General features: G+C 63.0%; 24 protein-coding genes. 13 read left to right on the top strand and 11 right to left on the bottom strand.

From position 1 onward, the window contains the following. Positions 1 to 66 precede the first annotated feature (66 nt). Positions 67 to 762, top strand: a complete 696-nt coding sequence (locus ACE3PH_RS03895; RefSeq protein ID WP_374316687.1) for a CoA pyrophosphatase — start codon at positions 67 to 69, stop codon at positions 760 to 762. A 56-nt stretch (positions 763 to 818) separates the two neighbouring features. Next, entirely contained in the window at positions 819 to 1,814 is a 996-nt protein-coding gene (locus ACE3PH_RS03890; RefSeq protein WP_374316686.1) for a CobD/CbiB family protein, read from the top strand. Between the two features lie 42 nt (positions 1,815 to 1,856). On the opposite strand, the gene ACE3PH_RS03885 is transcribed toward ACE3PH_RS03890, so the two are convergent. The 3 genes from ACE3PH_RS03885 to ACE3PH_RS03875 are packed head-to-tail and all read right to left on the bottom strand — an operon-like array spanning position 1,857 to position 4,395. Continuing rightward, positions 1,857 to 2,120: a hypothetical protein gene (locus tag ACE3PH_RS03885; protein ID WP_374316685.1), complete on the bottom strand. Its 264-nt coding sequence runs from the start codon at positions 2,118 to 2,120 to the stop codon at positions 1,857 to 1,859. 16 nt (positions 2,121 to 2,136) lie between these two features. Beyond that, entirely contained in the window at positions 2,137 to 3,129 is a 993-nt protein-coding gene (gene rsgA / locus ACE3PH_RS03880) for a ribosome small subunit-dependent GTPase A (protein WP_374316684.1), read from the bottom strand. A 3-nt stretch (positions 3,130 to 3,132) separates the two neighbouring features. Beyond that, positions 3,133 to 4,395, bottom strand: a complete 1,263-nt coding sequence (locus tag ACE3PH_RS03875; RefSeq protein ID WP_374316683.1) for a M48 family metallopeptidase — start codon at positions 4,393 to 4,395, stop codon at positions 3,133 to 3,135. Positions 4,396 to 4,486: 91 nt separating this feature from the next. On the opposite strand from ACE3PH_RS03875, the gene orn reads away from it, so the two are divergent. Both orn and ACE3PH_RS03865 read left to right on the top strand, forming a co-directional pair. Next, positions 4,487 to 5,074, top strand: a complete 588-nt coding sequence (orn, locus tag ACE3PH_RS03870; protein ID WP_374316682.1) for an oligoribonuclease — start codon at positions 4,487 to 4,489, stop codon at positions 5,072 to 5,074. Between the two features lie 5 nt (positions 5,075 to 5,079). Then, a complete protein-coding gene (locus ACE3PH_RS03865) occupies positions 5,080 to 5,451 on the top strand; it encodes a cupin domain-containing protein (RefSeq protein WP_374316681.1) in 372 nt (123 codons plus the stop codon). Here the strand turns inward: ACE3PH_RS03865 and gluQRS are convergent. After that, a complete protein-coding gene (gene gluQRS, locus ACE3PH_RS03860) occupies positions 5,448 to 6,359 on the bottom strand; it encodes a tRNA glutamyl-Q(34) synthetase GluQRS (RefSeq protein ID WP_374316680.1) in 912 nt (303 codons plus the stop codon). The genes ACE3PH_RS03865 and gluQRS overlap by 4 nt on opposite strands. A 1-nt stretch (position 6,360) precedes the next feature. Then, entirely contained in the window at positions 6,361 to 7,311 is a 951-nt protein-coding gene (locus tag ACE3PH_RS03855) for a LysR substrate-binding domain-containing protein (RefSeq protein ID WP_374316679.1), read from the bottom strand. A gap of 105 nt (positions 7,312 to 7,416) precedes the next feature. Between ACE3PH_RS03855 and ACE3PH_RS03850 the strand changes: the two genes are divergently transcribed. Further along, complete coding sequence (locus ACE3PH_RS03850) at positions 7,417 to 8,118, top strand: pirin family protein (protein WP_374316678.1); 702 nt, start codon at positions 7,417 to 7,419, stop codon at positions 8,116 to 8,118. A gap of 25 nt (positions 8,119 to 8,143) precedes the next feature. On the opposite strand, the gene ACE3PH_RS03845 is transcribed toward ACE3PH_RS03850, so the two are convergent. The 4 genes from ACE3PH_RS03845 to ACE3PH_RS03830 form a co-directional block, all read right to left on the bottom strand. After that, positions 8,144 to 9,007, bottom strand: coding sequence for a 23S rRNA (adenine(2030)-N(6))-methyltransferase RlmJ (locus ACE3PH_RS03845; protein ID WP_374316677.1), 864 nt, complete (start codon positions 9,005 to 9,007; stop codon positions 8,144 to 8,146). Positions 9,008 to 9,087: 80 nt separating this feature from the next. Continuing rightward, on the bottom strand, positions 9,088 to 10,035 hold the full coding sequence (locus ACE3PH_RS03840; RefSeq protein WP_374316676.1) for an alpha/beta fold hydrolase: 948 nt from the start codon (positions 10,033 to 10,035) through the stop codon (positions 9,088 to 9,090). A gap of 4 nt (positions 10,036 to 10,039) precedes the next feature. Further along, positions 10,040 to 10,891 carry an SDR family NAD(P)-dependent oxidoreductase gene (locus ACE3PH_RS03835; RefSeq protein WP_374316675.1) on the bottom strand — a complete coding sequence of 284 codons (852 nt, stop codon included), beginning with the start codon at positions 10,889 to 10,891 and terminating at the stop codon, positions 10,040 to 10,042. Positions 10,892 to 10,921: 30 nt separating this feature from the next. Then, entirely contained in the window at positions 10,922 to 11,827 is a 906-nt protein-coding gene (locus ACE3PH_RS03830; RefSeq protein WP_374316674.1) for an alpha/beta hydrolase, read from the bottom strand. 116 nt (positions 11,828 to 11,943) lie between these two features. Between ACE3PH_RS03830 and ACE3PH_RS03825 the strand changes: the two genes are divergently transcribed. Next, positions 11,944 to 12,600 carry a TetR/AcrR family transcriptional regulator gene (locus ACE3PH_RS03825; RefSeq protein WP_374316673.1) on the top strand — a complete coding sequence of 219 codons (657 nt, stop codon included), beginning with the start codon at positions 11,944 to 11,946 and terminating at the stop codon, positions 12,598 to 12,600. Between the two features lie 35 nt (positions 12,601 to 12,635). After that, positions 12,636 to 16,178, top strand: a complete 3,543-nt coding sequence (dnaE, locus tag ACE3PH_RS03820; RefSeq protein ID WP_374316672.1) for a DNA polymerase III subunit alpha — start codon at positions 12,636 to 12,638, stop codon at positions 16,176 to 16,178. Between the two features lie 24 nt (positions 16,179 to 16,202). Here dnaE and ACE3PH_RS03815 read toward each other — a convergent pair whose 3' ends face one another. Further along, positions 16,203 to 16,676 (bottom strand): glycine zipper 2TM domain-containing protein, encoded by a 474-nt coding sequence (locus tag ACE3PH_RS03815; protein ID WP_374316671.1) that lies wholly within the window; start codon positions 16,674 to 16,676, stop codon positions 16,203 to 16,205. Between the two features lie 168 nt (positions 16,677 to 16,844). On the opposite strand from ACE3PH_RS03815, the gene ACE3PH_RS03810 reads away from it, so the two are divergent. The 3 genes from ACE3PH_RS03810 (at position 16,845) to ACE3PH_RS03800 (ending at position 19,924) form a co-directional block, all read left to right on the top strand. Further along, entirely contained in the window at positions 16,845 to 18,326 is a 1,482-nt protein-coding gene (locus tag ACE3PH_RS03810) for an argininosuccinate synthase (protein ID WP_374316670.1), read from the top strand. Between the two features lie 61 nt (positions 18,327 to 18,387). Beyond that, positions 18,388 to 18,705, top strand: coding sequence for a pyrimidine/purine nucleoside phosphorylase (locus tag ACE3PH_RS03805; protein WP_374316669.1), 318 nt, complete (start codon positions 18,388 to 18,390; stop codon positions 18,703 to 18,705). Continuing rightward, positions 18,698 to 19,924, top strand: coding sequence for an NAD(P)/FAD-dependent oxidoreductase (locus ACE3PH_RS03800; protein WP_374316668.1), 1,227 nt, complete (start codon positions 18,698 to 18,700; stop codon positions 19,922 to 19,924). Before ACE3PH_RS03805 ends, ACE3PH_RS03800 begins: the two co-directional genes overlap by 8 nt. Positions 19,925 to 19,947: 23 nt before the next feature. On the opposite strand, the gene murB is transcribed toward ACE3PH_RS03800, so the two are convergent. Beyond that, positions 19,948 to 20,976 carry a UDP-N-acetylmuramate dehydrogenase gene (gene murB / locus ACE3PH_RS03795; RefSeq protein ID WP_374316667.1) on the bottom strand — a complete coding sequence of 343 codons (1,029 nt, stop codon included), beginning with the start codon at positions 20,974 to 20,976 and terminating at the stop codon, positions 19,948 to 19,950. A gap of 33 nt (positions 20,977 to 21,009) precedes the next feature. Here murB and ACE3PH_RS03790 point away from each other — a divergent pair, with 33 nt between their 5' ends. The 3 genes from ACE3PH_RS03790 (at position 21,010) to ACE3PH_RS03780 (ending at position 22,986) form a co-directional block, all read left to right on the top strand. Beyond that, the gene (locus ACE3PH_RS03790) at positions 21,010 to 21,501 is read left to right on the top strand and encodes a YajQ family cyclic di-GMP-binding protein (protein ID WP_374316666.1); all 492 of its coding nucleotides are present in this window, start codon (positions 21,010 to 21,012) and stop codon (positions 21,499 to 21,501) included. A 32-nt stretch (positions 21,502 to 21,533) separates the two neighbouring features. Continuing rightward, complete coding sequence (locus tag ACE3PH_RS03785; protein WP_374316665.1) at positions 21,534 to 22,196, top strand: TIGR02281 family clan AA aspartic protease; 663 nt, start codon at positions 21,534 to 21,536, stop codon at positions 22,194 to 22,196. A 61-nt stretch (positions 22,197 to 22,257) separates the two neighbouring features. Then, positions 22,258 to 22,986, top strand: coding sequence for a pseudouridine synthase (locus ACE3PH_RS03780; RefSeq protein WP_374316664.1), 729 nt, complete (start codon positions 22,258 to 22,260; stop codon positions 22,984 to 22,986). Positions 22,987 to 23,042: the final 56 nt, after the last annotated feature.

Here is a 23,042-nt window from a genome sequence, read left to right as displayed (position 1 = left end):
GACAAAAAGACCGCCTCAGCGTATGCTCAGGCGGTTTTTTCTTGTCTGTTCGTTCGCCCCTGATCCATGGCCGTTACGTTTGACCCCTTGCAGACCGAGTTACTCGGTCTCGACGAGCACCTGCCTGCCGTGCCGCCCGAGGTGCTGACCACTCCGGCGTTGCGCGCCCGGTTTCAATCGCCGCCTGCCTGGCAGCCGGAGATGACGGTGGAGCGCTGGTTCCAGCACGATCATCCGCGACAGGCCTCGGTCCTGGTGCCTCTGGTGATGCGGGAGCGGCCGACCGTCTTGCTGACGCAGCGAACCGATCATTTGAAGTCCCATGCCGGGCAGATCAGTTTTCCAGGGGGGCGCCGAGAGCCTTCGGATCCGACGGCCGAATCAACCGCTTTGCGTGAGGCACAGGAAGAGGTGGGCTTGAGCCCTGAACGTGTCGAGCTGCTGGGGCAGATGCCGACCTACACCACGGGTACCGGCTTCATCGTGACGCCGGTGGTTGGCCTGTTGCAGCCAGCCACGTCTGCTGCGCCCCTGTCCGGGCTGAAGGGTGACCCGGGCGAGGTCGCGGAGATCTTTGAGGTGCCGCTCGATTTCCTGATGAACCCGGCGCACCACCAGCGTCGCGCATGGTCCTTGCCTGGCGGTGGTCCGCTGGAGTTCTGGGCCATGCCCTGGCAGGCCGAAGGGCGCAGCCAGCCTTATTTCATCTGGGGTGCAACCGCTGCGATGTTGCGAAATTTATACCGATTCCTGGCGGCCTGAACTTTCAACGCTTCTTTTTGGTCTGACGCCTGCTGTCTGACGGCTATCATCAACATATGAGTTTCTTTGCGGTGTTGTTCGCTCTGTTGATCGAACAGCTCAAGCCCCTCCCTAATCGCAATCCGGTGCACCATGGTCTGGCACGCTGGGTGCGTTGGGCCGGCCAGAATTTCGATGCCGGCCAGCCGGTGCATGCGCGTGTGGTCTGGGGTATCACGGTGCTGGTGCCGGCCCTGCTGCTGGCGCTGGTCTACCGTGTCATTGATCCCTTCAGCACCATCCTGGCGCTGGGCTGGGACATTCTGGTGCTGTATCTCACCCTCGGTTTCCGTCAGTTCAGCCACCACTTCACCGACATCCGTGACGCACTGGATGCCGGCAAGGAGGACCGGGCGCGCGAGTTGATGGCCGAATGGCAGAACGTCGATGCCAGTGATCTGCCTCGCACCGAGTTGCTGCGCCACGTGATCGAGCACTCGCTGCTGGCAGCGCATCGACATGTGTTCGGGGTGTTCTTCTGGTTTGTGGTGATGTCGTCGCTGGGTCTGGGCCCTGCGGGTGCCGTGCTCTACCGCATGGCCGAGTTCACCAGCCGCTATTGGTCCTACAAGAGCCATGTCACGGGTACCCCCACCCATGACGGTCTGCTGAAGCTGTCTCAGCGCTTGTTTGTGCTCATCGATTACATCCCAGCTCGGATGACGGCCTTTGGCTTTGCCGTGGTGGGTAACTTCGAGGATGCGGTGGGTGCCTGGCGGCAGCACGCGGTGCTGTGGGTCAATGCCAATGAGGGCATCATCCTGTCGGCGGCGGCAGGTGCCGTGGGGGTGCGTCTGGGCGGCAAGGCTGCACCGGCAGCCACCAGCGACCTGGATGTCAGCCGCACGCTGACAGAAGGCGGTGAGGTAGATGAACGCGACGCCGCCGGCAGCACCGCTGGGGCAGAGCCTCAGATGGGGCACCTCAGCAGCGTGGTGGCTCTGATCTGGCGCTCGGTGGTGTTGTGGATGCTGCTGTTGGCACTGCTGTCACTGGCCAATCTGGTTGGCTGATTCGCGCCACCAGACCCCGCATGCCAAGCGCCAAAGGCCCTGTCACAGGGCCTTTGCTTTGTCCAGCCACTGCTGGAGTGCGGCGACCAGGTCAGCCTGGCTGAACGAGCAACTTTCTTCGGTGAAGAGGGCTGCGCTTTCCAGTTGGCTCAGCACGCGCTCCAGCACCTCGATGTAACGGGCTGGCAAGGCTGGCTCATGGGCTTTGGCGGCACTGCGCCACTGGATGGCCAGGTCGCTCAGGGACAGCTTGCCTTGTGTGAAGGCATCCAGCGTCGGGCTCAGTTCGTTCAGGCGGTGGCTCATGGGTGTGCTCCAGGGGTTACCAGCGTGTCTGGCTGAGTTCATCGAACAGTGCGGTGTACAGGCTGATGCGGTTGGCGCTGATCTCGCCGCGCTGCACGGCCGCTTGCACTCCGCATCCGGGTTCCTGTCGGTGTGTGCAGTTGTAGAAGCGGCACTCGGCCGTGTGGGCGCCAATGTCGGGCATCAGGCGCGCCAGATCGGTCGGCGCGATGTGATGCAGGCCAAACTCCTGGAAACCGGGCGAGTCGATGACCGCTGTGCGGCCATCGGGCTGGTGGGTGTCATCCGGGTCTTCCACCCAGTACCACTGCGAGTGGGTGGTGGTGTGTCGCCCTGAATTCAGTGCTTGAGAGATCTCGCCCACCTCGGCACGTGCGTGTGGGGCCAGGGTGTTGATGAGGGTGCTCTTGCCCGCGCCAGATGGGCCCAGAACCAGCGTGGCGCGGCCCTTCAACCTGGGCAGGATCAATGCCTTGGCGTGCTCGCCATCGCCCTTCAGCGACAGCTCCACCACCTCGTAGCCCATGCTGCGATAAGGCAGCAAGCGCTGGCGAGCCTGGTCGGCGCCGGGGAGGTCGACCTTGTTGAGCACGATGCACACCGGGATCTCTGCCGACTCTGCCGAGATCAGGGCGCGCGTGAGCTGGGCCTCGCTGAATACCGGTTCGACGGCGATCCACATCAGCAGCAGGTCGATGTTGGCCGCGAACGATTTGCTGCGCCATTCATCTTGCCGGTAGAGCAGGTTTTTGCGGGGCTCTACCTGCACGATCACCCCTTCATCGGCCTGGGCCTGAGTGAGGTGCCAGGTGACATGGTCGCCGACCACTGCCTCGCTTTTCTTGCCGCGCGGGTGACAGATCAGGCGTCGACCCTCCGGGGTCTCGACCACGCAGTGTCGTCCATGGGTTGACACCACCAGCCCGCTTTCCAGCTCGACACCCTGAGGAACGTCGGCACGCTTGCCAGCGGGGGCAGATTTGCCTGAGGCGCGTTGATGTGGCCGCATGGGTCAGCCCTTCATGGCTGCGAGGCGCTCTGCAGCCGGGGGGTGGGAGTAGTAAAAGCGCACATACAGCGGATCAGGTGTCAGTGTCGAGGCATTGTCCTTGTACAACTTGACCAGGGCTTCACGCAGATCGGCTGCGCGAGCGTAGGTACAGGCGTAGGCATCTGCCTGGTATTCATCGTGACGTGACGACGCTGCCATGAGCGGCGCGATGAAGAAGGCAAACACGGGCACGGCCAGCATGAACAGCAGCAAGGCGAGGGCGTCGTTGGGTGCGCCAAGGTTGGGGCGGACCCCCAGGGCCACATAGAAGGCGACCTGGTTTGACAACCAGCCCAGCAGGGCAAAGCCGGCCAGGCTCAATGCAAACATGAGGATCATGCGCTTGAGCACATGCTTGTGCTTGAAGTGGCCGAGCTCATGGGCCAGCACGGCCAGGATCTCGCCGTGGGTGAGCTTGGCCAGCAGGGTGTCGAAGAACACCACGCGCTTGGCTGAACCCAGCCCGGTGAAATAGGCGTTGGCGTGGGCCGACCGGCGGCTGCCGTCCATGACGAAAAAGCCTTTGGCTTTGAAGCCGCAACGTTGCATGAGGCCGCCGACCTGCTGTTCCAGTTCGGCGTCCTGCAGGGGTTCGAATTTGTTGAACAGCGGGGCGATGAGTGTGGGGAAGATCACCATCAGCAGCAGGCTGAAGCTGACCCAGGCACCCCAGGCCCACAGCCACCACTGCGGGCCGGCCTGGCCCATCAGCCACAGAATCAACGCCGCAATGGGCAGCCCCAGCACCACGCCGACCAAGGCTTCCTTGATCTGGTCGCCCACCCACATGCGCCAGCTCATTTTGTTGAAGCCGTGGCGTTGCTCGATGCGGAAGGTGAACCAGGCGGACAGGGGCAGCTCGATGAGCCCGCCAATCAGCATGAAACAACCGAGCAGGGCCAGCTGATAGGGCAGCGCGCCCCAGTGCGGCATGACCAGATCGCGCACCCGGACATTGAGTGCATCGAGTCCGCCGAGTAGCGTCCACCCCAGCAGCACGGCCGTGCTCACAGCGGTGCTCAGGGTTTCGAAGCGCAGTTTGTCGATAGTGTAGAACGCCGCGCGCTGGTGGCTCAGCAGGGTGACGTCGTCGGCAAAAGGCGCCGGGACTTCCTTGTGGTGCAGGGCGACATGCCGGATTTGCCGGGCCGACAGCCAGAGCTTGGTCAGGACGGAGGCCACCACGAAGAGGGCGAAGATCAGGGTCAAAGTGCTGGGTTGCATGGCCGCAAGTGTACGAGTTGCATCACAATCGCGGCGCGGGGCGTGTGCTTGCCCCTGACAAGTCGGCCGTGGTGGCCGACATGAAGTGCCCATGACTGACTCCACGCCTGCGATCACGCCTGCCGAACCGGTGCTGGCCCGACACGAACTCAACCTCATCTGGATCGATCTGGAGATGACCGGGCTGAAGCCGGGCTCCGACCGCATCATCGAGATTGGTGTGGTGGTAACCGACCCGCAGTTGACTGTGCGGGTGGAGGGGCCTGTGCTGGCCATTCACCAGAGCGACGAGCTGCTCAATGGCATGGATGCCTGGAACAAGGGCACCCACAAGAAGAGCGGGCTGATCGACCGCGTCAAGGTGTCGACCGTGACGGAAGCGGAGGCCGAGGCGGCGGTGATCGCCTTTCTGAAGCAATATGTCCCGGCCAACAAGTCGCCGATGTGTGGCAACTCCATCTGTCAGGACCGGCGCTTTCTGGCGAACTACATGCCCAAGCTGGAGGCCTTCTTCCATTACCGCAATCTGGATGTGAGCACGCTCAAGGAGCTGGCGCGTCGCTGGAAGCCCGAGCTGGTGGCCGGCTTCAAGAAAGCGCAGAAGCACACGGCCATGGCCGACATCCATGAGTCGATTGACGAGCTGGCCTATTACCGAACCCACTTCCTGTTGCCATGAAGCCCATGAGCCTGACTCGCCCCGTGATCGTGCGCCTGGACCAGCCCGAGGCGGCTGGCGTCATTGATTTCCCACGCCCTGATCGGCTGGAGCAGGGCAAGCCGCGGCGGGAAACCTGGAGCCTCTATGAGTCGGCTGATGGGCAAATGACGGCCGGTATCTGGGCCTGCGAAGTGGGGCGTTGGCGCATTGTTTTTCCGGCAGGCAAGGACGAGTACTTCTTCGTGCTGGAAGGCCATGTGCGCTTGCACGACCGGGATGGCGGCCATGTTGACGTGCTGGCTGGGCAGGGCGCGGTGATCCCCGGTGGTTTCGAGGGGGCGTTCGAAGTGATCACCCCCGTGCGCAAGCATTTCGTGGTGGTGGAGCGCGCTTAAGCCTGCGTGTTGGAGTCCAGCCAACGGGTGGCCCATTGCGTGGTGGCCTGCGTCAACCAGTCGTTCAGACTGATGCTTGGGGTTGGGTGCAAGCCCAGCGTTTGTCCGGCGCGTTGCAGGGCTGCCAGTGGGTCATGCAGGTCGACCGGCGCAGCCCCATTCTGCTTGGACAGCTTTTCGCCATTCGGACCCAGCACCAGCGGGGTGTGCAGGTAGCGGGGTGCAGGCAGGCCGAGACACTGCTGCAGAAAGCATTGCCGCGGTGTGTTGTCGGCGAGGTCTTCGCCGCGGACGATGTCGGTCACGCCCTGCGCGCCGTCGTCAACCACCACGGCGAGTTGATAGGCCCACAACCCATCGGCACGCCGGATCACGAAGTCGCCCACCGCATCAGCCAGGTTCTGCTGCTGGTCACCCAGGCGCCGGTCGTGCCAGTGCCAAAGCGCCTGTGGCCCGTCTGGCACACGCAGGCGCCAGGCGCGTGCCGGTTTGCCGTGCAGCCCGCCATTTTCCGGGCGACAGGTGCCCGGGTAACTCAGCTCGCCATGGCGGGGCTTGACACGGCCTGCAGCCGCATTGGCTATGGCGATGTCGGCACGGGTGCACGCGCAGGGGTAGGCGTGGCCACTGGCGATCAGCTGGTCAAGTGCCCGCTGGTACAACGCGCCGCGCTGGCTCTGGTAAGCCGGGGGCTCATCGGGCAGCAGCCCGCAGCAAGCCAGTTGCTGCAGGATGGTGACATCGGCGCCGGGCACGCAGCGCGGTGTATCGATGTCTTCGATGCGGACCAGCCAGCGGCCCTGGTGCGCATGGGCATCCAGCCAGCTGGCCAGGGCAGCGACCAGTGAGCCGGCGTGGAGAGTGCCCGTTGGGGAGGGCGCAAAACGCCCGACATAAGCGCTGGCCATGTCACATGTGCAGGGCGGACGGGCGGTGCAGCGTGAGCAGGGCTTCACGTGTTTTGGCGCTGCCCAGTTGTTGCAGCCACCAGGCCAGGGCGTGCCCAGGCACGCTCGACTGCTGGCGCCATGCGTAATGCACCAGGGTGACCCGTTCCGGTTGATCGATGCGTTTGGCGATCAGGCGTCCGGCATCGATATGGCCTTGCACGAAGGGAGCGGGCAGCGAGCCACACCCCAGGCCTCGCAGCAGGGCTTCGAGCTTGGCTGACATGGTGGGCAGGGTCAGCACGTCCTGCCCGGGCAGGATGCCCACGGTCACCGGCTCAAGCTGGCGGGCGGTGTCCGCCACGGCGATGACGCGGTGCTGGGCCAGCACGGTGGGCGGCAAAGGTTCCGGGGCATTGGCCAAGGGGTGCCCTGGTGCCACCGTGAAGACGAAGTGAACCCGTCCGATCACGTCCTGCCGCAGGCCTGGGCCGGCGACGCGGTCCCCCGGGATGCCGAGGGCCAGATCGGCCTGCCCTGACAGCAGCGTTTCCCATGTGCCCGACAGCACTTCGGTGCGCAGCTTGAGTCGGGTCGGGGGCTTGAGGGCATAGAACGCTTCGACCAGGTCGTAGATGGCGTCGGGGGCAATGATGTTGTCGATGGCGATGGTGAGTTGCGGCTCCCAGCCTGAGGCGACACGCTGCACGCGGTTGGCCACGGCGTCCATCTGTTGCAGGAGGCGGCGGCCTTCGCGCAACAGCTCTTCGCCTGCGGGGGTCAGGCGGGCCTGGCGGGAGCGGCGGTCAAAGAGCAGCACATCGAGTGCATCTTCGAGCTGGCGCACGCTGTAGGTCAGTGCGGAGGGCACCTTGCCCAGCTCACGGGCCGCCGCAGCAAAGCTGCCTGTGCGCTCGATGGTGTCCATCATCACCAGGGCATCTGGCGTCAGGAAGTGGCGACGGTCCGGCATGTTTTTATTCAAATAAATCGAATGATGCCATCAGGTTTGCTTCACGCCAAGTGATGTGTCGACCTCTACAGTGAGGAACACGCGACAAGCAAAGGAGTATCAACCATGCAAGCCATCAGACGAGCACAAGAGCGCGGCTACGCCGATCACGGCTGGCTGCAGTCCTATCACAGCTTCTCGTTTGCCGACTACTACGACCCGCAGTTCATGGGGTTCGGCCCGCTGCGGGTCATCAATGACGACGTGATCGCACCAGGGCGGGGGTTTGGCATGCACGGCCACCGCGACATGGAGATTGTCACTTACGTACTCTCCGGTGCGTTGAGCCACAAGGATAGCCTGGGCAATGGCGCCACCATCCTGCCGGGTGACGTGCAGCGCATGAGCGCGGGGCGCGGCATCCTGCACAGCGAGTTCAACGAAGAAAAGCGGGGCATGACCCACCTGCTGCAGATCTGGATCGAGCCCACGCAGCGCGGGTTGACGCCGGGCTATGAGCAGACGCACTTCGATGAGGCCGACAAGCGTGGTCGTCTGCGACTGGTCGCCTCACCCGACGGGCGTGACGGCTCGGTCACCATCCATTCGGATGCCACCTTGTCGGTGGGGCTGTTTGATGGCGCAGAACGCGCCGAGCTGGCACTGGACCCGGCTCGCAAGGGCTATGTGCACGTGGCGCGTGGGCACCTGAGCGTCAATGGCCAGTTGCTGCAGGCCGGTGATGCCCTGATGCTGGAAGGTGAAACGCAACTGGTGCTGGAGCAGGGGGAGCAGGCCGAAGTGCTGTTCTTCGACCTGGGGGTGTGACACCCGCCCCGCCCGATCAGTGGTGTCAGCGTTGCTGCACTTCCAGTGTGTAGGCAGCGTGGTCGTCTATGCCGATGGTTTCCACCAGCCACGGCATGGCTTCGGCCAGCATGTCGTAGAGGGTGTAGGGCGGGTTGATGACGAACATGCCGCTGCCGAACAGCCCGAGACCGTCTGGTGACGCGGCCTTGACCCGCAGGGTGACGTGCAGCCAGTCGACATCGAGCTCGGCGGCCAGACGTTTCAGCTGTGCGGGGAACTGGTTGGACTCACGTCGTGCCACCTCGGGGTACCAGATGGCATACACGCCGGTCTTGAAACGGGCGACGGCTTCTCGCAGCACCTGCAGCAGGTGGCGGTAGTCGTCCTTGATTTCATACGAAGGGTCGATGTGCACCAGGCCACGGCGTGAGGGCGGCGGCACACAGGCCTTCAGATTGGCAAAACCATCGGCCTGCTGGATGTTCACGCCACGCTTGACCGAAGCGAAGTGCGCTTGCAGCAGCTTGATCTCGGTCGGGTGCATTTCGAACAGCCGCAGGTGGTCGCCCTCTCGCAGCATCTGGGCCGCGATCTGCGGGGAGCCCGGGTAGTGCTTGAGGGTGTCGCCATCGTTGACCCTGGCGATCTGAGCCAGCAGCGCCGCCACGGCCTTGGGCAGGCCGGGGTCGCGGCGCAAGGGCCAGATCTGGGCGATGCCTTCAGCCGACTCGCCGCTCTTGGTGGCGTAGTTGCTGGTCAGGTCATACAGACCACCACCGGCGTGGGTGTCGATGACGGAAAAGGGTTTGTCTTTGAGCAGCAGGTGCGAAAGCAGCTGCACCAGCACCATGTGCTTGAGCACATCGGCGTGGTTGCCCGCGTGGAAGCCGTGTCGATAACTGAACATGCCGCTAGGTTAGCGGCTTTTTCTCGCCGCAGGGATCAGGCCGCGAAAAGATCGTCACGACCGCTTCCCTGCGTGCGCGCCTATTTGTCGAGCAGGAAGGATCGTGCGGAGGCCAGCGTGCGCATGGGGTCCTCTTCCTGCGGGATGTGACCCAACTCCGGAAACACCACCAGGCTACAGCGTGAAATGTCCTGGCAGAACTGCCGTCCGCTGCTGAGGGCCACCATCGGGTCCTTTTCGCCCCAGAGCACCAGTGTGGGTTGCTGGATGCGGCGGATGTAGTGTGCGTTGGCGCCCCACTGCGCCTGGTCCATGCGCTGGAACAGGGCGCGTCGGTTACCCACCCGCAAGCTCAGCTCGAAGTAGCGATCAACCGTGTTGGGCGGGATGTGGCTTGGGTCACCGAACACGCTCTTGACGGTGGATGTCACCATGGCCTTCGGGAAGATGCGCTCGGCCACCCAGCGCCAACCACGCATGCTGGCAATCTGGAAGGCGATGGGCATGGACATTGCCGTTTGCGGATAGCCGTCCGAGTCGATCAGCACGAGTTTGCGAACCCGGTCTGGTGCCAACAGGGCCGTCTGCCAGGCGATTTCACCACCCAGGGCATTGCCCACCAGCATGACCTGCTTGACGTTCAGCGCGTCCAGCAGCCGAAAGACGAAGCGGGTGTAGGCCTCGATGCTGTATTCGCCTTGAGGGCTTGGTCCGGTGAGACCGAAACCGGGCAGGTCGACCGAGATGACCCGGCGGGAGGTTTGTAGTGAGGTTTGCCAGCCCTGCCAGGTGTGCAGGCTCGATGCCATGCCGTGCAGCAGGACGATGGGTACAGGGTCGTTGCGGGGGCCCGTGTCGCGCACGTGGACCTGCATCCCGTCCACCTCGATGAAGGTGGACGGCTCCTGGCCCCAGCGGGCGACCAGCGGACCCAATTGCCGATCAGGCTCCCACGACGCGGCCACCGCGACGACCACGAGGACAGCCAGCAGAACCAGCGCCCACCACAGGCGTTTCAGCCAGGTCATGTGCTCAGTGCTGACCGGGGCCAGCCATGTGGCGCATTTGCCGCATGATCAGCAACTGGTACCACGATCCCAGCAGGCGCACGACCTTGTCGAGGAACTTGGCATCCGGGCCGACCAGCACACGCCGGGCGTTGCGCTCAACCGCGGAGAGGATCTGCAATGCCGCCGATTCGGCCGTCGTGGTGTTGATCATCTTGTTGGCGCGGCGCTTCTGCTTCTCGATGCTGACCCCCGTGAGCTTTTCCATGGCAGGGTCGACCTTGCCGGCCATGGCGATGTTGGTCGCAATGCCGCCAGGGTGCACGCAAGTGGCGCTGACGGCCTCACTCGCGAGTTCCAGCTCCATGCGCAGGGCTTCCGTGTAGCCACGCACAGCAAATTTCGAGGCGTTGTAGGTGCCTTGGCTGGGGACCGACATCAGGCCGAACAGGCTGGAGGTGTTGATCACATGGCCGTCGCCCGATGCCTTCAGATGAGGCAGGAAGGCCTGGGTGCCGTAGACCACGCCCCAGAAATTGATGCCCATGATCCACTCGAAGTCGCTTTGCTTGACCGAGTCCAGCGGCACCGTCAGGGACACGCCGGCATTGTTGAAGATCAGGTTGACCTTGCCGTGGTCCTGCACGGTTTTGTCCGCCCAGGCATAGACCGCATCGCGGTCGGCCACGTTCAGCTTGGTGATGGTGACCCGCACGCCATGCTGGCCAGCCAGTTCAGCTGTCTTGACCAGCTCGGTGTCGTTGACGTCACTGAGGGACAGGTGGCAGCCGCGGCGTGCCAGTTCGATGGCGAGGGTGCGGCCCATGCCGGAAGCGGCGCCCGTGATCGCGGCGACCTTGTCTTTGAAGGATTTCATGGCAGGTAATGCAGTAGGTGAATCGGGGGATCAACGTGCGGCAGCTGGAGCCGGGGTGGTGACGCGGACCGCAAAATGGCCGCAGTCCTTCAGACTCTCGCGTGCTTCGGGCAGCATGATCATGGTAGGCCAAACGTGGGGCAGCTTGGCGCGCAGGTGCAACTCGCTGACCACGCCTTGCTGCTGGGCCTTGTCATGCAGGCGGGTCGAGTCGGACAGCAGGATTTCATGGCGGCTGGCGTGAATCATCAGAGGCGGCAGGCCGCTGAGGTCCCCAAACAGGGGTGAGGCCAGCGGAGTCGTGGCAGGCTGACCATCCAGGTAGAAGGCGGCCGCTTCAGGCAAGGAGTCCGGGTTGAACATCACATCCGCTTTCGCCTGGGTCCGCATGGTGTCGCCCGAGCAGGACAGGTCTGTCCACGGCGAAAAGAGGATGGCGCCGGCGGGCATGGGCAGCCCTTGATCGCGGGCGGCCATCAGGCAGGCCAGCGTCAGACCGCCGCCCGCGGAATCGCCTGCGAACAGGGTGTCCTCCGGGCGGATGCCGTCGTCCAGCAAGGCTTTCCACCAGGTTACGGCGTCGTCAACGGCAGCAGGGAAGACATGTTCGGGGGCCAGGCGGTAATCCACCGACAGCACCTGGGCTTCCGCTGCGCCAGCCAGATAGGCACAGGCAGGCCGGTGGGTGTTGAGCCCGCAGAAGAAGTAGCCGCCACCATGGAAGTAGACGATGGTGCGCTGGGGGTGGGCCACGCTCAGCCACTCTGCCGCACAGAGCTGCCGTGCCGGGTTGGCCGCCACCGGCGTGTGGCGAATGCTGGGCGGAGGCGGGGGATAGCGATCGGCCATGCGATTGACCATGTGCCGAATGGCCGGAACGCGGATGGGGCCCTGACTGCGCCGTTTGAACTGCCAGCGCAGCAGCATGTTTGCCATGAAAGCCTGAACGCTCATATAGGGTCCCCGATTACTGGTTATGCAGGATATGCAAAGGGGAGCATTATGTGACAATCGAAAATGTCAATATAGTCAGGACAAGCCATTACCAATCCATGAGTGACCATCCGCCTGCGAAGCGCCCCTATGGCGGCGTCCCCTCGGAAGAACGTCAGCGTCAACGTCACGACAAGCTGATCGACGCCGGCATCCGCATTTTCGGCAGCAAAGGTTTCCACGGTGCGACTGTCCGGGAGATCTGCGTGGAGGCGCACCTGACGGAGCGCTATTTCTACGAGTCTTTCAAGAACATGTCGGAGTTGTTCATTGCGGTGTATTCGCAAGTCCGGCAGGAATTGATGGACCAGACGAAGACGGCGCTGCGACACGCCAAACCGGCGCCGGATGATCTGCTGGAGGCCTCCCTGAGGGTGTTTCTGGAGTTCATCCGCAATGACCCCTATCGCGCTCGCATTTTCCTCATCGAGGCCTTGAGCATCGGGCGGGGCGTGATTCACGTCAGCGGTGAAACCGCGCGCGAATACTCGAACCTGCTGCTCAAGTTCATCCACAACATGTACCCGGATGCCGAGCGGTTTGGCGTACGGCTTGACCTGATGACCGCGGGCTTGATCGGCATGAACATTCACCTGGCCACACGCTGGGTCAATGAGCAATTCGCCACGCCCATCGACGTCGTGCTGCGCAGCAACATGCTGCCGTATCACGGCTTGCTGGCCTTGCTCAAGCAGGGCCTTCCTGACAAAGCCTGACGGCAGGCAGCTCCGGTCCTTCTTACAATGCCGGGATGCCTTTCGTTCACCTTCGCGCCCACACCGAATACTCCGTCGTAGACGGAACCGTCCGCATTGACGACCTGGTCAGTGCGGCGCAGCAAGACGGCCAGCCCGCCGTCGGCATTTCAGACCTCAGCAACCTGTTCGGGGCGCTGAAGCTGTATTCAGCGGCGCGCAAGAAGGGGGTCCAGCCCATCATCGGCGCCGATGTCTGGCTGGAGCCGGAAGACGAGGGGCGTGCCCCGCAGCGCTTGCTGCTCATCATTCAGAACCGCCAGGGCTACCTGCATCTGAGCGAGTTGCTGGCTGAAGCCTGGACAGCACCCGGTAACCGTACCCACGCGTGGGTCTACTGGAAGTCGCTGGCAGAGAAAAATGCCGGGCTGATCTGTCTGTCTGGTGCCGACATGGGCCCGGTCGGGCAGGCGGTGCTGATGGGTGACGTGCCCAAGGCCGAAGCGCAGGCGCGCAAGCTCGCTGAGCTGTTCCCCGGCCGTTTCTATATCGAGGTGCAGCGGGCCGGACAAGCCACCAACGAAGCACATATCCGCGGCGTGGTGCCGCTGGCCGCCAGGCTGGGGTTGCCGGTGGTGGCCACCCACCCCATCCAGTTCCAGACCCCTGAGGACTTCGAGGCCCACGAAGCCCGTGTCTGCATTGCGGAGGGCGAGACGCTGGGCAACCCGCGCCGTATCAAGCATTTCACCAAAGAGCAGTACTTCAAGACCTCCGAACAGATGGAGGCCCTGTTTGCCGATCTGCCTTCGGCCATTGCCAACACCCTGGCCATTGCGCGACGCTGCTCGCTGACCCTGGTGCTGGGCAAGCCCCAGTTGCCGCAGTTCCCCACGCCCATCATGCCCAATGGTGAGCCCCAACCCATGGACGAGTTCTTCCGGGAGCTGTCTTACAAAGGGCTGGACGAGCGCCTGGTGCACCTGTTTCCCGACGAGGCCGAGCGCATCGCCCAACGCCCGCATTACGTCGAGCGGCTGGAGTTCGAGATCAACACCATCCTGAAGATGGGGTTCCCGGGCTACTTCCTCATCGTGCAGGACTTCATCAACTGGGCCAAGGACAACGGCTGCCCGGTGGGGCCGGGCCGGGGCTCGGGTGCTGGTTCGCTGGTGGCCTATGCGCTCAAGATCACCGACCTGGATCCGCTCAAATACAACCTGCTGTTCGAGCGTTTTCTGAACCCTGAACGGGTGTCGATGCCTGACTTCGACATCGACTTTTGCCAGGGCAACCGCGATCGCGTCATTGACTACGTGAAGGAGCGCTATGGCCGCGACGCTGTGTCGCAGATCGCCACCTTCGGCACCATGGCGGCCAAGGCTGCTCTGCGTGACGTGGGGCGCGTGCTGGGCATGGGCTATGGCCATGTGGACAGCATCGCCAAGCTGATTCCGGCGCCCCCGGGCAAGACGGTGACCCTGGCCAAACTGCCGCCTGATTTCGATCCGGCCAAGGCCAAGGTGATCTACGCACGTCACGAGGCGCCCGAGATCAACGAACGAGAAAAGGCCGAAGAAGAAGTGGCCTCGCTGCTGGAGTTGGCCGAGAACGTCGAAGGACTGGTGCGCAACATCGGCATGCACGCCGGGGGGGTGCTGATCGCACCGGGCAAGATCACCGACTTCTGCCCGCTCTACCAGCAGCCCGGCAGCGACTCGGCCGTGAGCCAGTACGACAAGGACGACGTCGAAGCCATCGGCCTGGTGAAGTTCGACTTCCTGGGCCTGGCCACGCTGACCATTCTAGAGACGGCCAAAGAGTTCATCATGGCCCGCCACCCGGACCAGAAGGACTTTGACTTTGCCAAGATCCCGCTGGACGATGCACCCACGTACCGCTTGTTGTCTGAAGGCAAGACCGTGGCCGTGTTCCAGCTGGAATCCCGCGGGATGCAGGGCATGCTGCGCGACGCCAAGCCCAGCGTCTTCGAGGACATCATTGCCCTGGTGGCGCTCTACCGTCCGGGCCCCATGGACCTGATCCCGTCCTTCTGTGCCCGTAAGCACGGACGGGAGGAAGTGACCTATCCCCATCCGCTGATGGAAGCCGTGCTCGCCGAAACCTACGGGATCATGGTGTACCAGGAGCAGGTGATGCAGGTGGCGCAGCGACTGGGCGGTTACTCGCTCGGCGGCGCCGACTTGCTGCGCCGCGCGATGGGCAAGAAGAAGGTCGAGGAGATGCAGCACCACCGCGGCTTGTTCGCGGAAGGTGCAGCCAAGAATGGCATCAGCACCGAACTGGCCAACGAAATCTTCGACTTGATGGAGAAGTTCGCGGGCTACGGCTTCAACAAGTCGCACGCGGCCGCGTATGCCTTGCTGGCGTATCACACCGCCTGGCTGAAGCATCATTACACGTCCGAATTCTTCGCAGGCAACATGACGATTGCCAGCGATGACACCGACAAGCTGAAGATCTTCCACGACGATGCTGTGGCCAACTTCGGCATCACCTTCACCCCGCCGGACGTGAACCAGGGCCAGTGGCGCTTCATCCCCACGGGTGACAAAACCATCTGCTATGCGCTTGGTGCCGTCAAGGGCACAGGGCAGGGGGCCATTGAAGCCATCGTGCGCGAGCGTGAAGAGAATGGCCCCTTCAAGAGCTTCTTCGACTTCTGCTCGCGCGTGGACCGCAAGCTGGTCAACAAGCGGGTGGTGGAAGCCTTGATCAAGGCCGGGGCTTTCGACGCGCTGGAGCCGCACCGCTCCGGCCTGCTGGCCTCGGTGTCTCTGGCCTTCGAGTACGCCGATACCCTGGCAGCCAATGCCGACCAGGGCGGGCTGTTCGATTTCGGTGACAGCCACGCGGCTTCCACCAACGAGCCTGACCTGGTGCCGACCGAGCCATGGTCGCTCAAGGAACGCCTGAGTCTGGAGAAGACCGCGATTGGTTTTTACCTGACCGGGCACCTGTTTGACGAGGCCGAGTCAGAAGTACGCCGCTTCTGTCGCCAGCGCATTGCCGACCTGAAGGACAGCCGTGACCCGCAACTGGTCACCGGCATCATCAGCGATCTGCGCATCATCAATGGCACCCGCGGTCGCGTGGCGATCTTCAAGCTCGACGACAAGAGTGAAACCATCGAGGCCGTGGCCAACCAGGACACGCTGGATGCGAACAAGGACCTGCTCAAGGATGATGAACTGGTCATCATCCAGGGCAAGGTGCAGATTGATCGCTTCTCTGGTGGTCTGCGTCTCAATGTGCAGCAGGTCATGGGGCTGGCCGAAGCCCGCTGTCGTTATGCCCGTTTCGTCCGGGTGATGGCGCCAGGCCTGAAGCTGCCGATCGACGAGGTCTTGCGCGCCCACCCAGCGCGTCGCGTTGCAGCGCCTCAACCTGATTTGCCCGACACCTTGCAGGGCCTGCCCGTGCGTGTGGTGGTGGAGCGTCAGACGCCGGACCTGGCCGTGCGGGCCGAACTGGAGCTGGGTGAAGCAGCGCAGATCTTCCCCAGTGATGACGCCATGGCGCTGTTCCGGCAATTGACGCCGGAGGGGCGTCCGCAGGTGGTGTACGGCGAGGGCTGAGCCCTCGCCCGGTGTGCCTGAGGCTTATTCCCAATCGGGGTGGCGATGCCGGCTGGCGGAGCGGTCCTCATCACCGCGCCACTCATCGCGATCATGCTGGTTGCGGGGCTCGCGGTAATCGACGTTGTCGCAGTTGACGCGACCATCGCGACGGCTGCCCTCGATGCTGTTGCCGATCATGGCCCCGCCCAGGATGCCGACGCCCGTGGTCAGCACCTGGCCGGCCGTGCCGTGCCCAATCGCATTGCCGATGAAGCCGCCCACCAAGGCGCCTACCAGCGCACCGGCACCGGAAGTGCGGGCCTGGCCTCGCCCCACATAGCAATCGCGCTGCGGAGCCGACGCGGGACGGTCATCACGGTAGCTGTAGTTCTGATCCGGTCCGTTGGACCAGGCTTCATCGCCATGGCGTGGAGCAGCCTGGGCTGGGGTAGCCAGCAAGGTAGCAGTGAGCGCCAGCACGGCGGGCACGCAGGCCAGGGTGGTGAAACGGGTCATGTCAGGTCTCCAGAACAGCCCCAAACAGGTGGGCTGCAGGCTATTAACGCGGTCAGATCAGCGTTGGTCGACAGCAATCTCACGCCTCGACGTAAATTTCAGTTAACCGGGTGCCTTGACACGCGCCTAAAATCGAGGTTTCGTCTTTATTGACCCGATCAACACATCATGTCCAAGACTGCCAAGCCCGCCAAGCCTGCGAAGCCCGCTACCAAGCCGGCTGCCAAGCCCGTGAAGGCTGCCGCCACCACCGCTGTGGCCGCTGCTCCCGCACCCGTTGCCGACAAGGCCCAGAAGATCAAGAAGGTCGTGCTGGCCTACTCCGGTGGTCTGGATACCTCCATCATCCTGAAGTGGCTGCAAGACGAGTACAAGTGCGAAGTCGTCACCTTCACCGCCGACATCGGCCAGGGTGAAGAGATCGAGCCCGCACGTGCCAAGGCGCTGAAGATGGGCATCAAGCCCGAGAACATCTTCATCGAAGACCTGCGTGAAGAGTTCGTGCGCGACTTCGTGTTCCCGATGTTCCGTGCCAACGCCCTGTACGAAGGTGAATACCTGCTGGGCACCTCGATCGCGCGTCCGCTGATTGCCAAGCGTCTGATCGATATCGCCAAGAAGACCAAGGCCGACGCCATCTCGCACGGCGCCACCGGCAAGGGCAATGACCAGGTTCGTTTCGAGCTGGGCGCCTACGCCCTGATGCCTGGCGTCAAGGTGATTGCACCGTGGCGCGAGTGGGATCTGCTGAGCCGCGAAAAGCTGCTGGCCTACGCTGACAAGCACGGCATTCCTGTCGACTTCAAGAAGCGCAAGGGCGGTGCACCGTATTCCATGGATGCCAACCTGCTGCACATCAGCTACGAAGGTGGCGTGCTGGAAGACCCGAGCTTCGAGCCCGAAGCCAATATGTGGCGCCTGACCGTGTCGCCTGAAAAGGCACCGAACAAGCCCGAAGTGATCGAGCTGACCTACGCCAAGGGCGATGTGGTGGCCATCAACGGCGTGAAGATGTCGCCTGCCCAGGTGCTGACCAAGCTGAACGAGCTGGGCGGCAAGCACGGCATCGGCCGTCTGGACAAGGTTGAAAACCGTTATGTCGGCATGAAGAGCCGCGGCTGCTACGAAACCCCGGGCGGCACCATCCTGATGTCGGGTCACCGCGCCATCGAGTCCATCACCCTGGACCGTGAAGTGCTGTCCCTGAAGGACGACCTGATGCCGCGTTACGCCCGTCTGGTCTACAACGGCTACTGGTTCAGCCCCGAACGTGAGCTGCTGCAAGGCCTGATCGACGCTTCGCAAGCGACCGTCAACGGCACAGTCAAGCTCAAGCTGTACAAGGGCACCATCATGTGCGTGGGCCGCGAGTCGAAGACCGACAGCCTGTTCGACATGAAGATCTCCACCTTCGATGACGACGGCGGCGCCTACAACCAGGCGGATGCAGCGGGCTTCATCAAACTGAATGCCCTGCGTCTGCGCATTGGTGCCAATGTGAAGGCCCAGCGCGCAGCTGCTGCCAAGGTTGCTTCGGCCAAGAAGCCGGCTGCCAAACCAGCGGCTAAACCAGCCGCCAAGCCCGCTGCCAAACCGGTTGTCAAGCCGGCTGCTCGCACGGCACCGGTGGCCAAGAAGGCTGCCAAGTAAGCCACCTGTATCCACGGGCCGATGTGCAAGCATCGGCCTTGTCATGTCTGGAGTATTGAATATGACCACCACCTCTCTGGCCGGCAGCGTGAGCACCCAGGCCAATGTCTATTTCGATGGCAAATGCGTTTCGCACGTCGTGACCCTGGCCGATGGCGTTCGCAAGTCGGTGGGCGTGATCCTGCCCGCCTCGCTGACCTTCAACACCGGCGCACCTGAAATCATGGAAACCGTCGCTGGCAAGGCCACCATCAAGCTGGCTGGCTCGTCCGAATGGACCACCTACGGCCCAGGCGAAAGCTTCAACGTGCCGGGTAACTCGTCGTTCGAGATCAAGGTCGAAGGCGAGCCCTATCACTACATCTGCCACTTTGGCTGATTTGCTGCCGGCACACTGTGCCGTGCTGGTGGTGGGGGCTGGTCCGGCGGGCAGTGCCTGTGCCCGGACTTTGGCCCAGGCGGGGCGCGAGGTGCTGCTGGTTGACGCGCAGCCCTTTCCCCGCGACAAGACCTGCGGCGACTGCCTGATTCCCGACACCTTTGCGGCGCTGTCCGCGTTGGGCTTGCAGGATCGGGTGATGGCTCGGATGAGCCACGCCACCCACGCTCATTGTCAGGGTCCCCATGGCGGGACCTTGCGCATTCCCGGGCAGCTCGGGGTTTTGCGCCGGCGCGAGTTGGACATGATCTTGATGGAAGGGGCCCGTGAAGCCGGTGCCCTGACTGCCATGCCATGGCGTCTGGTCGGCCTGGAGTGTCGTCCTTCAGATGGTCGTGTCGTGGGCGCGCGCCTGCGTCAGGGGGCAGTCGAACAGGTGATCCATGCCGACTGGGTGGTGCTGGCCACAGGTGCTGCTGCCGCCCCCTTGGTGCTGAGTGGCTTGTGCGAGCGGCGTGTACCCAGTGCCATGGTCATCCGTGGCTATGTGCAGTGTGAAGGCCTGGACCTGGCTGACACCGACCTGCGCTTTGTCTGGCACCCCGCGTTGAGCCCCGGGTACGGCTGGATCTTCCCCATGGGGCAGGGGCGCTACAACGTGGGTGTGGGCGTCGACAGCTTGCAGACCCGGCATCCCGACATCAACCTGCGCGCGTTGTTTGATCGATTCTGCGAGGTCCATCCGATCGCGCGGGAATTGAAGCAGCGTGGCACATGGGAGGGCGACCTCAAGGGCGCCCCTTTGCGATGTGACCTGGACGGCGCAGTGTGGAGCCGCCCTGGCCTGTTGCTGGCCGGTGAGGCGGTCGGCTCCACCTACGCTTTCACGGGTGAGGGCATTGGCAAGGCGCTTGAAACAGGCATCGCTGCAGCGCGGGCGATCACCTCGACTCAACAGGTGTCGGGCCACGATGCAGCCCAGGACGATGCGGCCGTGATGGCCAGCCACAGGCTTCGTCTGGAGGCCCTGCAGCCCCGTTATCGCCTTTATCGCAAAGCCATGCAGTTCAACCGCTGGCCCTGGATGATTGACCTGGTCATCTGGCGAGCCCAGAGAAGCCCGCGCCTTGTGGGCTTGATGGCCGATGTGCTGGCCGAGCGTCGCATGCCGGACAGCCTGTTGAGCTGGCGGGGCATCAAGCGCCTGGTGCGCGGCTGACGGGCCTCGTCAGTGCGGGCCTGTCACAAGACCACGGGCTCGGGCTCCAGACGGATGCCGAAGCGTCCGTAGACGCTTTCCTGAATGGCGCGAGCGAGTGTCAGCACCTCGGCCCCGATGGCGTCGCCCCGGTTGACCAGCACCAGCGCCTGCTTGTCATAGACGCCTGCGTGGCCAATGGTCTTGCCCTTCCAGCCACAGGCATCGATGAGCCATCCGGCGGCGAGCTTGAAGGTGCCATCGGGCATGGGGTAGTGCACGATCTCCGGGTCGCGGCCAATGATGTCGCGGCATTGTTCTGCCGTGACGACCGGGTTCTTGAAGAAGCTGCCGGCGTTGCCAATCACGGCGGGGTCCGGTAGCTTGGCGCGGCGCACCGCACAGATCCAGTCGAATACCTGCCGGGCGTCGGGCGCCGTGATGCCGGTTTCAGTCATCTTGCGCTCGAGCTCCAGATAGCCCAGCATGGGCTGCCAGGGGCGTGGCAGGCGCAGGCGGACCTTGGTGATGACGCTTTTCCCGGCGAGTTCGTGCTTGAAGATGCTGTCGCGATAGCCAAAGCGACATACCGTCGCGTCCAGTGTCACCGTGCGACCGGTGGTCAGGTCGACCGCGTCAAGGGATTCGAAGCGGTCTTTCAGCTCCAGCCCGTAGGCGCCGATGTTCTGCACGGGGGCCGCACCGACCGTGCCGGGGATCAACGCCATGTTCTCAAGGCCCGGCAGGCCGTGCTCGATGCACCAGGCCACGGTGTCGTGCCAACGCTCACCGGCGCCGACCTCGACAATCCAGGCGTCATCGCGGGTTTCGAGCAGACGGCAGCCCTTGATCTCCATTTTCAGCACACAACGCTCGACATCCTGGGTGATGACGAGGTTGCTGCCGCCGCCCAGAACGAATTTGGGCGCACGCCCCAGTTCGGGGTGGTCCACGACGCGGCGCACGTCGGCTTCCGAGCCAATGCGCACCATGGTCTGCGCCATGGCGGGCAGACCAAAGGTGTTATAGGGTTTGAGGCTGATGCCTCGTTCGATCAGAAGGGCTGAGTGCATGGCAGAATTTTCTCAGACACAAAGGAGTTATGCATGCCCAGTTTTGACGTGAAGCTTGATCCCAACCTGGAATCAGTTGGCAATGCGGTGGACACCTCCATGAAGGAGATCGGTACCCGCTTCGATTTCAAGGGGACCAGCGCAGCAGTCGAGTTCAAGAAAAAAGAAAAGGAAGTCATTGTCTTCGCTGACAGCGATTTCCAGATCGATCAGGTGCGTGAGGTGCTTTTTGGCAAGCTCACCAAGCAGAAGGTCGATATCCGCTTCATGGATGTGGGCAAGGTCGAGAAGATCGGTGGCGACAAGGTCAAGCAGGTGATCACCGTGAAAGCCGGTATCGAGTCGGACCTGGCCAAGAAGATCACCAAGCTCATCAAGGACAGCAAGATGAAGGTCAATGCCAGCATCCAGGGTGACGAGGTGCGCGTGCAAGGCAACAAGCGCGATGACCTGCAGGCCGCCATGGCCCTGCTGCGCAAGGAAGTGGACGACGTGCCTTTGTCGTTTGACAACTTCCGCGATTGACCGGCTGAAAGAACAATACAAAGGGAGGCTTCATGACCCGTACATACAAAACGGTGGGCCAGGTCGCCATGGTGGGGCTGTCGTGGCTGGCACTGTCGGCATTTCCCGTCTGGGCGCAGAGTGTGGCCATGACCGGCAGCATGGGCAGCAAGGCCTTGCTCGTGGTTGACGGCGCCGCGCCCAAGGCTGTTGGGGCCGGCGAAATACACAAGGGTGTCAAGGTCATCTCGGTATCTGGTGATCAGGCCGTGATTGAGGTGCAGGGCCGCAAGGAAACCATCGTGTTGGGTGGCTCACCAGTCAGCGTCGGCGGCGGAGCCCGAGGTGGAACGCAGATCGTTCTATCAGCGGGGCCGGGAGGGCATTATGTTGCGAGTGGCAATATCAATGGCCGGTCGGTGCAGTTCATGGTTGATACCGGGGCCACGTACGTGGCCATGGGGGCAGATGAGGCCAATCGGATCGGATTGCAATATCAGAGCGGCAAGCGGTTGCGCGGTGGAACCGCCAATGGACTGGTGACTGCATATGCGGTGACACTCTCGTCCTTGCGCATTCAGGATGTAGAGGTCTACAACGTGGAGGCCATGGTGTTACCTCAATCCATGCCCTTCATTCTGCTGGGTAACAGTTTCTTGTCACGCTTTCAGATGAAGCAAGACAACGGAACCCTGACCATGAGTCGACGTTTTTGAAACTGCCCTGGCGTACTCGCCGATTGGCGTATCCTGCCCTGCCAACAATGGCCCGTTCGTCATGAGCAAGAAGAACACAAAATCTCCGCGCACAGAAGCGCTCTCTCAGATCCTGTTTCAACAGGGTTTTGGCACCCGCCGCGAATGTGAGGGGCTGATCGTGCACGGCCTGGTACAGGTTCGAGGTGAGGTGGTTGATGATCCCGATGCCGATTTCATGTCTGATGGCCTGCCCCTTGACGTGGATGGCCTGAATTGGATCTGCCATGACGTGGCGTTGGTCATGCTGCACAAGCCGGCCGGCTACGAGTGTTCTCTCAAGCCCGGGGCTTGGCCCGGGGTGCACAACCTCTTGCCGGTGCCATTGCGTCGTCGTGGCCTGCAGCCTGTGGGCCGTTTGGATCAGGACACCACCGGTTTGCTGCTGCTGACCGATGATGGTCCCTTGCTCCACAAGCTCACGTCACCCAAGCATCATGTACCCAAGGTCTACGAGGTGACGGTCAAGCATCCCTTGGATGTGCGCCAGCAATCGGCGCTGCTGGCCGGTGTCGTGCTGGATGATGACCCTCAACCAGTGAAGGCCGAGTCGGCTGACATGGTGTCGGCGCATCACTTGCGCTTGACCCTGACCCAAGGCAAGTACCACCAGGTCAAGCGCATGGTCGCAGCGGTTGGCAACCGCGTCGAGGCCTTGCACCGCAGCGCCATCGGGCGTCTGACGCTGCCCGATGATCTGGCTGTCGGGCAGTGGCGCTGGCTGGACGAGCCGGCGCTGGTCCTGCCCTGAGAGTGCGAGCATCATGAAAACCTGCATTTTTGTGTACAAATGGCGGGTTTGGTCCC

Source organism: Aquabacterium sp. (genome assembly GCF_041909175.1).
GTDB lineage: Bacteria > Pseudomonadota > Gammaproteobacteria > Burkholderiales > Burkholderiaceae_C > Aquabacterium.
The sequence above is the reverse complement of the archived record's forward strand: the minus strand, read 5'-3'. Positions and strand labels throughout refer to the sequence as shown.

Bases quoted from the DNA above. Each gene is read 5' to 3' on its own strand.
- ACE3PH_RS03895 (WP_374316687.1), top strand. From the start codon at position 67: ATGGCCGTTACGTTTGACCCCTTGCAGACCGAGTTACTCGGTCTCGAC.
- ACE3PH_RS03890 (WP_374316686.1), top strand. From the start codon at position 819: ATGAGTTTCTTTGCGGTGTTGTTCGCTCTGTTGATCGAACAGCTCAAG.
- ACE3PH_RS03885 (WP_374316685.1), bottom strand. From the start codon at position 2,120: ATGAGCCACCGCCTGAACGAACTGAGCCCGACGCTGGATGCCTTCACA.
- rsgA (WP_374316684.1), bottom strand. From the start codon at position 3,129: ATGCGGCCACATCAACGCGCCTCAGGCAAATCTGCCCCCGCTGGCAAG.
- ACE3PH_RS03875 (WP_374316683.1), bottom strand. From the start codon at position 4,395: ATGCAACCCAGCACTTTGACCCTGATCTTCGCCCTCTTCGTGGTGGCC.
- orn (WP_374316682.1), top strand. From the start codon at position 4,487: ATGACTGACTCCACGCCTGCGATCACGCCTGCCGAACCGGTGCTGGCC.
- ACE3PH_RS03865 (WP_374316681.1), top strand. From the start codon at position 5,080: ATGAGCCTGACTCGCCCCGTGATCGTGCGCCTGGACCAGCCCGAGGCG.
- gluQRS (WP_374316680.1), bottom strand. From the start codon at position 6,359: ATGGCCAGCGCTTATGTCGGGCGTTTTGCGCCCTCCCCAACGGGCACT.
- ACE3PH_RS03855 (WP_374316679.1), bottom strand. From the start codon at position 7,311: ATGCCGGACCGTCGCCACTTCCTGACGCCAGATGCCCTGGTGATGATG.
- ACE3PH_RS03850 (WP_374316678.1), top strand. From the start codon at position 7,417: ATGCAAGCCATCAGACGAGCACAAGAGCGCGGCTACGCCGATCACGGC.
- ACE3PH_RS03845 (WP_374316677.1), bottom strand. From the start codon at position 9,007: ATGTTCAGTTATCGACACGGCTTCCACGCGGGCAACCACGCCGATGTG.
- ACE3PH_RS03840 (WP_374316676.1), bottom strand. From the start codon at position 10,035: ATGACCTGGCTGAAACGCCTGTGGTGGGCGCTGGTTCTGCTGGCTGTC.
- ACE3PH_RS03835 (WP_374316675.1), bottom strand. From the start codon at position 10,891: ATGAAATCCTTCAAAGACAAGGTCGCCGCGATCACGGGCGCCGCTTCC.
- ACE3PH_RS03830 (WP_374316674.1), bottom strand. From the start codon at position 11,827: ATGGCAAACATGCTGCTGCGCTGGCAGTTCAAACGGCGCAGTCAGGGC.
- ACE3PH_RS03825 (WP_374316673.1), top strand. From the start codon at position 11,944: ATGAGTGACCATCCGCCTGCGAAGCGCCCCTATGGCGGCGTCCCCTCG.
- dnaE (WP_374316672.1), top strand. From the start codon at position 12,636: ATGCCTTTCGTTCACCTTCGCGCCCACACCGAATACTCCGTCGTAGAC.
- ACE3PH_RS03815 (WP_374316671.1), bottom strand. From the start codon at position 16,676: ATGACCCGTTTCACCACCCTGGCCTGCGTGCCCGCCGTGCTGGCGCTC.
- ACE3PH_RS03810 (WP_374316670.1), top strand. From the start codon at position 16,845: ATGTCCAAGACTGCCAAGCCCGCCAAGCCTGCGAAGCCCGCTACCAAG.
- ACE3PH_RS03805 (WP_374316669.1), top strand. From the start codon at position 18,388: ATGACCACCACCTCTCTGGCCGGCAGCGTGAGCACCCAGGCCAATGTC.
- murB (WP_374316667.1), bottom strand. From the start codon at position 20,976: ATGCACTCAGCCCTTCTGATCGAACGAGGCATCAGCCTCAAACCCTAT.
- ACE3PH_RS03790 (WP_374316666.1), top strand. From the start codon at position 21,010: ATGCCCAGTTTTGACGTGAAGCTTGATCCCAACCTGGAATCAGTTGGC.
- ACE3PH_RS03785 (WP_374316665.1), top strand. From the start codon at position 21,534: ATGACCCGTACATACAAAACGGTGGGCCAGGTCGCCATGGTGGGGCTG.
- ACE3PH_RS03780 (WP_374316664.1), top strand. From the start codon at position 22,258: ATGAGCAAGAAGAACACAAAATCTCCGCGCACAGAAGCGCTCTCTCAG.